The organism is Streptomyces sp. NPDC048483 (genome assembly GCF_040651455.1).
Taxonomy (GTDB): domain Bacteria; phylum Actinomycetota; class Actinomycetes; order Streptomycetales; family Streptomycetaceae; genus Streptomyces.
Genome location: NZ_JBEZJZ010000039.1, coordinates 52,784 through 63,550, shown reverse-complemented (window position 1 = coordinate 63,550; position 10,767 = coordinate 52,784). Strand labels below are relative to the sequence as shown.

Below are 10,767 nucleotides of genomic sequence, written 5' to 3'. Positions count from 1 at the left end.
GGCGGGCCCCTGAGTCCCAGGGAGACGAGGCCGTCCTCCGGCGCTGCGTCGGCGGCCCGCAGGTCGTGGCGGAGCAGCTGCGGAGGCAACCACGGCGGGACGGCCGACAACGTGAGGCCCGGGCAAAGCGCAGCCCTAGCCCAGCGGAACCACGCGGCCCGCGGCCGCCGACCGCCGGGCCGCCTCCAGGACGCGCAGCGTCTCCGCGGCTTCGAGGGCGGTGACCGGCGGGTCGCCGCCCTCCCGCAGGGCGCGTGCCACCGCGGCGTAGTACGCGGGGTAGTCGCCCGGCAGGGTCGGTACGGGCTCGGCGCCGCCGCTTTGCGGGGACGCCCCGGCGCCGAGCCGGCCCCAGCGGGACTCCGGCTCCACGCCCCACTTCGCGCCCTCGGTACCGGGCCGCAGGCCCTCCCGCAGCGCCGCCTCCTGCGGGTCCAGGCCGTGCTTCACATAGCCCGCCCGGCTGCCCAGCACCCGGAAGCGCGGGCCCAGCATGGCGGTGGTGGCGCTCACCCACAGATGCGAGCGGACGCCGCCCGCGTGCGTGACGGCGATGAAGGTGTCGTCGTCTGCCTCCGCGCCGGGCCGGCGGACGTCGGACTCGGCGTACACGGAGACGGCGGGGCCGAAGAGGGTCAGCGCCTGGTCGACGAGGTGGCTGCCGAGGTCGTAGAGCAGGCCGCCGATCTCCAGCGGGTCGCCGGACTCGCGCCAGCCGCCCTTGGGCTGCGGCCGCCAGCGTTCGAAGCGGGACTCGAAGCGCTGGACGTCGCCGAGGGTGCCGTCCTCGATGAGCTTGCGGACCGTACGGAAGTCGTTGTCCCAGCGGCGGTTCTGGAAGACGGACAGCAGCAGGCCGCGGTCGGCGGCGAGGGCGGCGAGCGCCTCGGCCTCGGCGGCGGTTGCGGCGAGCGGCTTGTCGACGACCACCGGCAGCCCGGCCTTCAGGGCGGCGGTGGCGAGGGGGACGTGGGTCTTGTTCGGGCTCGCCAGGACGATCAGATCGAGGTCGGCGGCGCGGTCGAGCACGGCCTCGGGGGTGTCGGCCGTACGGACCTGGGGGTGCTCGGTGCGGGCCTGCGCCTGCCGCTCCGGGTTGGCGGTCGAGACGGTGTCGAGGACCAGGCCTTCGGTGGCGGCGATCAGCGGGGCGTGGAAGACCGAGCCGGCCAGGCCGTAGCCGATGAGACCGACGCGGAGCGGGGCGTGGGGGGCGCCGGGCGGGCCCGCGGGATCGGTCGTCGCGCTCATCTCGCTCATGACTCCACTCGTCTCGCTCATGAACCCACTTAAGCAACGCTGTTGCCAAAGTGCAAGTGGTGGGGACAATGGACGGGTGACGCGTAACGAACTCGCCGGGAATCCCGGCGTCAACCTCCCCGCGCTGCGCGGGCACAACGCCGCGCTGGTGCTCGGGCTGCTGCGGGCGGCGGGGGAGCAGGGCGTGAGCCGGCTCGAGCTTGCCGCGGCCACGGGACTGACCCCGCAGGCCGTCAGCAAGATCACCGCACGGCTGCGGGCCGACGGGCTGGCGGGCGAGGCTGGCCGCCGCGCCTCGACCGGCGGCAAGCCCCCTACGGTGCTGCGGCTGGTCCCCGGCGCCCGGCACGCGATAGGGCTCCACCTGGACCGCGATGAGCTCACCGCCGTGCTCGCCGACCTCGCGGGCGAGCCGGTCGCACAGCGCCGTGCCCCGCTCGCCTTCGAGGCGGGCGCCGAGCAGGTGCTGACCACCGCCGAACGCGAGGTCGCGGCGCTGCGGGCACAGGCCGGCGGGCCGCTGGTCCTGGGCGTGGGGGTCGCCTGCCCCGGCCCGCTGGACCACACCACCGGGGTGCTGCACCGGGTCACCGGCGCGCCCCACTGGGACGGCTTTCCCCTGCGGGACGCACTTGCCGAACGCCTCGGCCTGCCCGTCGTCCTCGACAAGGACACCAATGCGGCGGCCCTCGGCCTGGCGCAGGGGATACCCGAAGCGGCCCGGTCGTTCGCGTATCTGCACCTGGGGACGGGACTCGGGGCCGGGCTGGTGCTGGGCGGCATCCTGCACCGCGGACCGCGCACCGGGGCCGGTGAATTCGGCCACCAGGCGGTGCAGTTGGACGGCGCGGTGTGCGGGTGCGGCAAGCGCGGCTGTATCGAGGCGCTGTGCCTGGCGGCGGTGGCGCGCGGCGACCTGGCTCAGGCGGCGCGGGTGCTGGGCGTGGGCGCGGCCAACCTGGTGGAGCTGCTGGACATCGACCGGGTACTGCTCGGCGGGCGCACCGTCTTGGAGCACCCCGAGGGGTTCACGAACGGCGTGGCCGAGGTCCTCGCCGAACAGGCCCGTACGCGGGGCGGGGCCGGGGCGGCGGTGCCGGTGGCGCTCGCCCCTGGCGGCGCGCGGGCGGTCGCGGACGGGGCGGCGCAGCTGGTGCTGGCGCCGCTGTTCGGGCCGCGGCATCCCGCTCTGGCGGCGGGCCGGGAGGTCTCTTGAGGCCCGGGGGCCGGCCCTGCCGCCCGGCCAACCGTCATCGGCGGAAAGTCAGCTGATAAGGCGGGATCCGTCGGCCGGGCGGGTGCATCCGCCGTCGGGCCCGCCCGGCGCCGCGCGGCGGGCGTGGCAGGCTCCCTGGGGTGCCCTGCCCGCGCCCCCGAGCACGGAGGACCGATCGCCATGCATCCGCCCGGCGCACGCCGCCCGCGCACCGTAAGGAAGGCACTCTCCCGTACGGCGGCCCTTGCGGGACACCGCGCGGCCCGTGGCGCGCTCGCCGTCGGCCTGCTCTCCGGCGCACTCGGCACGACCGCCGCCGCCCTCGCCCCGGCGCACGGCCCCGTCCCCACCGTCTTCTGCGGCCGCCCGGACAGTACGGACTTCCCCCTCGCCTCCCGGGTGTACGGCGGCCCCGCCACCTACCCGGCGGGCGGCGGCTGGCGGACCTGGCGGCTGGAACTGCGCAACACCACCGACGCCGTCTGCGAGGACGTCCACCCCGTCGTCGTCCTGGCCGCCGCCCACCACGGCCTGCGGCCCGGACGGATCCGCCTGGAGTACCGCGACCCGGCAGACGGCGACTGGCGCGCGGTCCCCTTCGAGGCCACCGACCACGAGGAACAGGTCGGCGTGTTCGCCAAGTCAGGCGGGACCGCCGAGCCCGGCGAGCCCGGCGGGTCCGGGGAGCGGGGGAGCGGCCGCGCACCGGGCGGCGGCCTGTCCGTGCCGGCCAAGGGGACGCTGGCCGTCCCGGTCCGGCTGCGGTTCGCCCCGGAGACCGTCCCGGACCGCATCACCGCCACCGTCACCACCGTCCAGCGCCGCGGCAGCGACGGCGAATGGATCGGCCAGTCCGTCCCCTACCCTTTCGCCGTCCGAGCCGGCCGATCCGGCAGGTCCGAGGAATCCGGCGAAGCCGGCCGGCCGGACGCCTCCTCCGCACCGCTCCCCCCGGAGAAGACCCCCGCCGCACCCGTCCCGCCGCAGGAACTCGCCGCCACCGCCCAGGGCCCGGTACGGCCGCTGTCCCTGGCGGCCGCGGCCCTGCTCGCCGCCGGCGGCCTCGCGCTGGCCGGGGCCCGCCGGCTGCGCCGCTGAGCCGCCACCTTCGCCGGTCCCGCGCAATGCGAGGATCACCGGGTGGAGTACGAGTACGGCCAGGAACCTGGCGCACCCATCCGGTCCGGCATCCCCGAGCACGGACGCATTCCCAAGTACTACGCGGCGAAGGTCGAAATCGCCGCGCTGCTCAAGGAGTTGGGTGAGGGCGAACCGCTCCCGGCCGAGCGGGACCTGGCGCTGCGCTTCGAGGTGTCCCGCGAGACGCTGCGCCAGGCTTTGCGCGAACTGATCCTGGAGGGACGGCTGCGCCGCCTGGGACGTGGCACGGTCGTGGCGGGCCCCAAGATGGAGCAGCCTCTCTCCCTCGCCAGTTACACCGAGGGGGTCCGCCGCCAGGGCCGCACCCCCGGCCGTCATCTCGTCGGCCTCGACCGCTTCCCGTGCCCGGCGCCGCTCGCCGCCGACCTCGGGCTCCAAGTGGGCGATTCCGTATGGCACATGGAGCGGGTGCTGCTCGCCGACGACGAGCGGGTGGGCCTGGAGAGCACCTACGTCGCCGCCGAGCGGGTCCCCGACCTGGACACCGACTTCACCCCCGACTCCTCCTTCTACGCCTACCTCCACGACCGGCTCGGCATCGGCTTCGGCGACGCGGACGAGCGGCTGGAGACCGTCCTGGCCACCCCGCGCGAGGCCCTGCTGATCGGCACTCCCGGCGCGCTGCCGATGCTGCTGATCCACCGGCTGTCGCGGGACACCGGGGGCCGCCCCCTGGAGCGGGTGCGTTCGCTGTTCCGGGGTGACCGGTTCTCGTTCACCACGCACCTGGGGACGCCGGGCTGAGCCGTACGGCACCCCGGCCGTCAGCGCAGAACGAACCCTCCTGAATCGCCCATAAGATACCGGCTAGATCACGACAAGATAACGGGTCTAGGCCAAGTTTGAGGCCCTGTTCACCGTTCCGTCGCCAGGCGGACCGTTCCGGGTCACCCGCCGCCAGGACCGTCTGGGGCATGCGAGTCATAGTTGTCGGAGCCGGTGTGCTGGGCACCATGCACGCCTGGCATGCAGTGGAACGGGGCCATCAGGTCCTGCACATCGAGCGGGAGGCCGAGGCCCGTGGCGCCTCGGTCCGCAACTTCGGGCAGATCTGGGTCAGCGGCCGGGCCGGCGGTGAGGAACTGGCCACCGCGCTGCGCGCCCGTGAACTGTGGGAGGGCATCGGCGCCCGGGTCCCCGAGCTCGGCTTCCGTGCCATCGGCTCGCTGACCGTCGTCAAGAACGAGGCGGAGCGGGCCGTCGCCGAGGCCGCCACCCGCCGCCCCGACGCCGCCGCCCGCGGCTACCGGCTGCTCTCCGCCGAAGAGGCGCGCGAACTGAACCCCGCACTGCGCGGCGGGTTCACCGGCGCCCTGTGGTGCGAGCGGGACGCTGCCGTGGAGCCGCGCATCGCCCAACGCGCCCTGAAATCCGAGTTGTTGAGGTCAGGCCGGTACACCTACCTCGACGGCCGCGAGGTCCGCGAGGTGGTCGGTGAGCGCGCCGTACGCGACGACCACGGCGACACCCACCACGGTGACGCGGTCGTCCTGTGCACCGGCGCCTGGCTCGGCGGCCTGGTCCGCGAGCTGATCCCGGACCTGCCGGTGCGCCGCGTACGCCTCCAGATGATGCAGACCGACCCGCTCGGCGAGCCGCTGACCACCTCCGTCGCCGACGCCGACAGCTTCCGCTACTACCCGGCGTACCGCAGCGACGCCCTGGACGCGCTCAACACGGGCCAGGCTCAGGCGCCGACCGCCGCCGAGCACAAGATGCAGCTGCTGATGGTGCAGCGCGCCGACGGCGGCCTGACCATCGGCGACACCCATGAGTACGAGACGCCGTTCGCCTTCGACACCGTCGAGGAGCCGTACGAGCATCTGACCGGCGTCGTCGAGTCGATCCTGGGCCGCCCGCTGCCGCGCATCCGCCGCCGCTGGGCCGGGGTGTACGCGCAGTGCACCGACACCACCCGCGTCGTCCACCGCCAGCAGGCCCGCGACGGCGTCTGGCTGGTCACCGGCCCCGGCGGGCGCGGTATGACCTGCTCCCCGGCGATCGCCGAAACCACCGCGAACGAACTGGGATGGTGAGCCGGTTGACGAACACCGACAGCACTCCGGACACGCACAGCACTCCGGACACGCACAGCACTCCGGACACGCACAGCACTCCGGACACGCACAGCACTCTGGACACGCACAGCACTCCGGACACGCACAGCACTCCAGACACGCACAGCACTCCTGGCACGTACAGCCCTTCGGTCACCGACGCGATCCGGCTGGTCGTCCTCGACATGGCCGGCACCACCGTCGCCGACGGCGGCCTCGTCGAGCAGGCCTTCGGCGCGGCGGCGCAGCGCCTGGGCGTCGAGCCGGGCAGCGCCGGCCACACCGAGAAACTGGCCTATGTCCGCGCCACCATGGGCGAGTCCAAGATTTCCGTCTTCCGGCATCTGTTCGGCGACGAGGACGCGGCCCAGCTCGCCAACAGGGCCTTCGAGGAGGCGTACGGGGAGCTGGTCGACGGCGGCCGGATCGCGCCGGTCCCCGGCGCCCGCGAGGCCATCGAGGCGCTGCAGGCGGCGGGCCGTACCGTCGTGCTCACCACCGGCTTCGCCCGCGTCACCCAGGACGCCATCCTGGACGCGCTCGGCTGGCGCGGCCTCGTCGGAGTGACGCTGTGCCCGGCCGATGCGCAAGGCCGTGGCCGCCCCTACCCCGACATGGTGCTGGCTGCCCTGCTGCGCACCGGCGCCGCCGATGACGTACGGCAGATCGCGGTTGCCGGCGACACCTCGTACGACATGCTCTCCGGGCGCCGGGCGGGCGCCTCGATCGTGGCCGGGGTGCTCACCGGGGCGCACGACAAGGGGCAGCTGACCGCGGCGGGCGCCACCCACGTCCTCGGCTCGGTCGCCGAACTGCCCGCCCTGGTGGGGGTGGTCTGACATGGGCGCCGCCCCGGAGGCCGGGATCTGCTTCGACGATGTGTCCGTGGCGTACGGCGGGAACGGCGGGAACGGCGGGAACGGCGGGAACGGCGGGAACGGCGGGAACGGCGGGAACGGCAGGGGCGCCGGGAACATCGTCCTGGACTCCTTCTCCCTCACCGTCGAGCCGGGCGAGGTGATGGCGCTGCTCGGTCCGTCCGGCTCCGGCAAGACCACCGCGCTGCGGACTGTCGCCGGATTCGTCCGGCCTCTCTCCGGGCGGGTGCTGATCGGCGGCCGGGACGTCACCGGGCTGCCGCCGTACAAGCGCGGCATCGGGATGGTCGTCCAGCAGTACGCGCTGTTCCCGCACATGAAGGTCGCCGAGAACGTCGCCTTCGGCCTCAAGGCGCAGAAGGTGCCGCGCGCCGAGATCGCGGGGCGGGTCGCCGAGGCGCTGGAGATGACCGGTATGGCCGCCTACGCCGGCCGGCATCCCCGGGAGCTGTCCGGCGGCCAGCAGCAGCGCGTCGCCATCGCCCGCGCCCTGGCCATCCGCCCCGGTGTCCTGCTCCTCGACGAACCGCTCTCCGCCCTCGACGCCCAGCTCCGTTCCGGAATGCTCGCCGAACTCGCCCGTCTCCACCGGGAGCTGCCGGACGTCACCATCCTCTACGTCACCCATGACCAGATCGAGGCGCTGACGCTGGCCGACCGGATCGCCGTGATGGACCGGGCCCGGCTGCGCGACTGCGGCACCCCGCAGCAGCTCTACCGGCGCCCGCGCACCGAGTTCACCGCGTCGTTCGTCGGCACCGCGAATCTGCTGCCGGTCACGGTGGCCGGCGACGGCGTCCGCTTCGCCGGCCGCACGCTGACCATGCCCGTGGACGGCGTGGCCGAGGGCGCCGCCGCCACCTTGTGCGTACGCCCGCATCTCGTCGGACTCGGCAACAGCCCCGGCGCGGACGGCAACACGCTCCGCGGCAAGATCACCGAGGTGCAGTGGCGCGGCGCGACCCACCGCCTGTACGTGGACGTCGACGGCCACCGCGTCATGGCCGACCTGCGCGAACTGCGCGAAACCCCGGCCCTCGGCGACGAGATCGCGCTGCACTTCGCCCCCGAGGACGGCGTCCTCGTCCCGGCGGGGATCGGCGGGGACGGTGACCAGGATGGCTAGTACGGAAACGGACCGGTCGACCACCCGCACGACGGCCGCGAAGCCGAACTCTCAGCCCACCCCGACGACGGCCGCAGAGCCGAATCCTGAGCCGGCGCCGGACCTGACCCCGACCCCGGCCGCGCAGCCGGCGGGGCCTCCCCGTACCCGAGCGGCCCTCTGGGCCCTCCCGCCCCTCGCCGCCCTGGCGCTGGTCTTTCTCTACCCCCTCGCCCTGGTGGTACGGCAGTCGTTCACCCCCGAGGACGGCGGCCGCTCCACCGCCCCGTACGCCCCCTACCTCACCGTCTTCGCCGAGGCCCCCTTCCGCGAAGCGCTCACCAACACCGTCCTGATAGCCGTCGGCGCAACCCTCGGTGCCCTGCTGCTCGGGCTGGCGCTCGCCCTGGTGATCGCCTTTGTGCCGTTCCCCGGCGGCAAGGCCCTCAGCCGCTTCGTCGACATCTTTCTCGCCTTCCCGTCCTTCCTGATCACCCTCGCGCTGCTGTTCCTCTACGGCACGGTCGGCGTGGCCAACGGCCTGTGGACGGATGTGACCGGCGCCGCCACCGGCCCGCTGAACTTTCTGCACACCCCCTGGGGCGTACTGCTGGCCGAGGTCACCTACTTCACCCCGTTTGTGATGCGGCCCCTGCTGGCCGCCTTCTCGCAGGTGGAGACCGGGCAGCTGGAGGCCGCCGCGTCCCTGGGCGCGCGGCCCTGGCGGATCGTACGGAAGGTGATCCTGCCCGAGGCACTGCCCTCGCTGGCCGCGGGCGGCGCACTGGTCCTGGTCCTGTGCCTCAACGAGTTCGGGATCGTGCTGTTCACCGGCGCCAAGGACGTCGTCACCCTGCCGATGCTCGTCTACACCAAGGCCATCCTCGACGGCGACTACACCGGTGCCTGCGTCGTCGCCGTCATCAACATCGCCCTGTCCGTCGCGCTCTACGCCCTGTACCGGACCGTGGCGTCCCGTACGGGCTCACGTGCAGGAGGTGCGCCGCATCGTGCTGGTGCATAGCAAGGCCGCCCGCCGGGCCGTCCACACCCTCTTCTTCCTTCTCTTCGTCCCCGTCTTCGCGCTGCCCCTCCTCGTGATCGTCGCCGCATCGTTCGCCACCAGCTGGAGCGGTGCCCTCCCTTCAGGTGCGACCCTGACGCACTATCAGGACATCGGGCGGGGTGACTCCCTCCATGCCCTGACCACCAGCGTCCTGACCGCACTGGCCGCCGGCCTGGCCGCGCTCACCGCCGGCACCTGGGCGGCGCTGGCGGCGGAAAAGCTCGGCCGCCGCACCCGGCGCCTGCTCGACGCCCTGTTCATGCTGCCCGTCGCGGTCCCCTCCGTCGTGGTCGGCCTCTCCCTCCTGGTGGCCTTCTCCCGGCCCCCCTTCCTCCTCAATGGCACCCCGCAGATCGTGATCATCGCCCACACGGTCCTGGTCACCGCCTTCGCCTACCAGTCCGTGACGGCTGCCCTCGCCCGTCTCGACCCGGTGTACGAACAGAGCGCCGCCGGCCTCGGCGCCCGCCCCGCGTACGTCCTGAGGCGCGTCAAGCTCCCCCTGCTCCTGCCTTCACTGACTGCGGCCGTGGGCCTGTGCTTCGCCCTCTCCATGGGCGAGTTGAGCGCCACGATGATGATCTATCCCCCCGACTGGATGCCCCTCCCGGTCCAGATCTTCGCCGCCACCGACCGCGGCTCCCTCTTCACCGGCGCGGCCCTCGCCGTGGCCCTCATGGCCACAACCCTCCTCGTCCTCCTCGCCGTCTCCCGGATCCGCACCAAGGCCTCCTACCGGTAGCCCGCTTCCCCTTCCCCTTCCCCTTCCCCTTCCCCATCCCCTCCTCGGCCTGCCTCCGTTCGTCCTCTCCTTTCTGAACACCGTGAACGTCTTAGGAGTTGCATCGCGATGTCCCGCCCCCTCCGCACGCCGCTCGCCGCCGGCCTCTGCGCCCTCACCCTCGGCGCCTCGCTCACCGCCTGCGGCGGCGCCTCGTCCGCCGACCCCGATGCCAAAGAGATCACCGTCTACAGCGCCGACGGCCTCAAGAGCGAGACGGGCGACGGCTTCTACGACAAGGTCTTCAAGGACTTCGAGAAGAAGACCGGCATCAAGGTCAACTACGTCGAGAGCGGCTCCGGCGCCGCCGTCCAGCGCCTGGCCCGCGAACGCGCCAACACCAAGGCCGATGTCGTGGTCACGCTTCCCCCGTTCATCCAGCAGGCCGACGGCAAGGGCCTCCTGGACACCTACCGCCCCAGGGGCTCCGAGCAGGTCGCGGCCGACGACAAGGCCCCGAACGGCAAGTGGACCTCCGTCGTCAACAACTACTTCTGCTTCATCTACAACAAGAAGGAGCTGAAGCAGGCGCCCAAGGCCTGGTCCGATCTGACGGACGGCAGGTTCAAGGGCAAGCTCCAGTACTCCACTCCCGGTGTCGCCGGCGACGGCACCGCCGTACTGATCAAGACCATGCACGACTTCGGCGGCCAGGGCCCGGCCATGGCGTTCCTCAAGAAGCTCCAGGCCAACAACGTCGGCCCGTCCTCCTCCACCGGCCAGCTCGCCCCCAAGACCGACAAGGGCGAACTCCTGGTCGCCAACGGCGATGTCCAGATGAACTACGCCAACATGAAGTCGATGCCCCACCAGGGCATCTTCTTCCCCGCCGCACAGTCCGGCGGCAAGCCCTCCACCTTCGCGCTCCCCTATGCCGCGGGCCTGGTCAAGGACGCCCCGCACAGCGCCAACGCGAAGAAGTTCCTGGACCACCTGCTGTCCGAGGACGTCCAGAAGGAGGTGTCCTCGGTCGGCGGCGGCTTCGCCGCCCGCAAGGACATCCAGGCCATTGATGCCAACGCCGTTGCCCTCGCCAAGATCATGCAGGGTGTCGACGTCTTCCGTCCCGACTGGAACGACATCGACAAGAACCTGGATTCGTACGTCAAGGCCTGGAAGACGGCCACGGGCAGCTGACCGTTCATCGGTCCGCCCTCCATCAATCTGCGTCAACTCGCCTGCTGTGGCGGAGAATTGACGCTGTCGTAGGCACGTCTGCGTAGTCCGCTCCGCTTCCCGCACC

At 72.8% G+C, this 10,767-nt stretch carries 10 protein-coding genes; 9 read left to right on the top strand and 1 reads right to left on the bottom strand.

Annotation, left to right across the window (positions count from 1 at the left end; genetic code table 11):
* Positions 1-135: 135 nt before the first annotated feature.
* Complete coding sequence (locus AB0D04_RS20940) at positions 136-1,251, bottom strand: Gfo/Idh/MocA family oxidoreductase (RefSeq protein ID WP_362705275.1); 1,116 nt, start codon at positions 1,249-1,251, stop codon at positions 136-138.
* An 85-nt stretch (positions 1,252-1,336) separates the two neighbouring features.
* Here AB0D04_RS20940 and AB0D04_RS20935 point away from each other — a divergent pair, with 85 nt between their 5' ends.
* The 9 genes from AB0D04_RS20935 to AB0D04_RS20895 all read left to right on the top strand — a co-directional run bounded on the left by AB0D04_RS20935 (position 1,337) and on the right by AB0D04_RS20895 (position 10,661).
* Positions 1,337-2,476 (top strand): ROK family transcriptional regulator, encoded by a 1,140-nt coding sequence (locus AB0D04_RS20935; protein ID WP_362705263.1) that lies wholly within the window; start codon positions 1,337-1,339, stop codon positions 2,474-2,476.
* A 180-nt stretch (positions 2,477-2,656) separates the two neighbouring features.
* Positions 2,657-3,574 (top strand): hypothetical protein, encoded by a 918-nt coding sequence (locus tag AB0D04_RS20930; protein ID WP_362705261.1) that lies wholly within the window; start codon positions 2,657-2,659, stop codon positions 3,572-3,574.
* 42 nt (positions 3,575-3,616) lie between these two features.
* Entirely contained in the window at positions 3,617-4,381 is a 765-nt protein-coding gene (locus tag AB0D04_RS20925; protein ID WP_362705258.1) for a GntR family transcriptional regulator, read from the top strand.
* A gap of 170 nt (positions 4,382-4,551) precedes the next feature.
* Entirely contained in the window at positions 4,552-5,673 is a 1,122-nt protein-coding gene (locus tag AB0D04_RS20920) for a TIGR03364 family FAD-dependent oxidoreductase (RefSeq protein WP_362705255.1), read from the top strand.
* A 185-nt stretch (positions 5,674-5,858) separates the two neighbouring features.
* Positions 5,859-6,533, top strand: coding sequence for a phosphonatase-like hydrolase (locus AB0D04_RS20915; protein ID WP_362705273.1), 675 nt, complete (start codon positions 5,859-5,861; stop codon positions 6,531-6,533).
* A 1-nt stretch (position 6,534) separates the two neighbouring features.
* The gene (locus tag AB0D04_RS20910) at positions 6,535-7,698 is read left to right on the top strand and encodes an ABC transporter ATP-binding protein (RefSeq protein WP_362705252.1); all 1,164 of its coding nucleotides are present in this window, start codon (positions 6,535-6,537) and stop codon (positions 7,696-7,698) included.
* The gene (locus AB0D04_RS20905) at positions 7,691-8,701 is read left to right on the top strand and encodes a 2-aminoethylphosphonate ABC transporter permease subunit (RefSeq protein WP_362705249.1); all 1,011 of its coding nucleotides are present in this window, start codon (positions 7,691-7,693) and stop codon (positions 8,699-8,701) included. The genes AB0D04_RS20910 and AB0D04_RS20905 overlap by 8 nt, the downstream gene beginning before the upstream one ends.
* Positions 8,688-9,485, top strand: a complete 798-nt coding sequence (locus AB0D04_RS20900; protein ID WP_362705247.1) for an ABC transporter permease subunit — start codon at positions 8,688-8,690, stop codon at positions 9,483-9,485. The genes AB0D04_RS20905 and AB0D04_RS20900 overlap by 14 nt, the downstream gene beginning before the upstream one ends.
* A 108-nt stretch (positions 9,486-9,593) precedes the next feature.
* Positions 9,594-10,661 carry a 2-aminoethylphosphonate ABC transporter substrate-binding protein gene (locus AB0D04_RS20895; protein ID WP_362705244.1) on the top strand — a complete coding sequence of 356 codons (1,068 nt, stop codon included), beginning with the start codon at positions 9,594-9,596 and terminating at the stop codon, positions 10,659-10,661.
* The last annotated feature ends 106 nt before the right edge of the window (positions 10,662-10,767 follow it).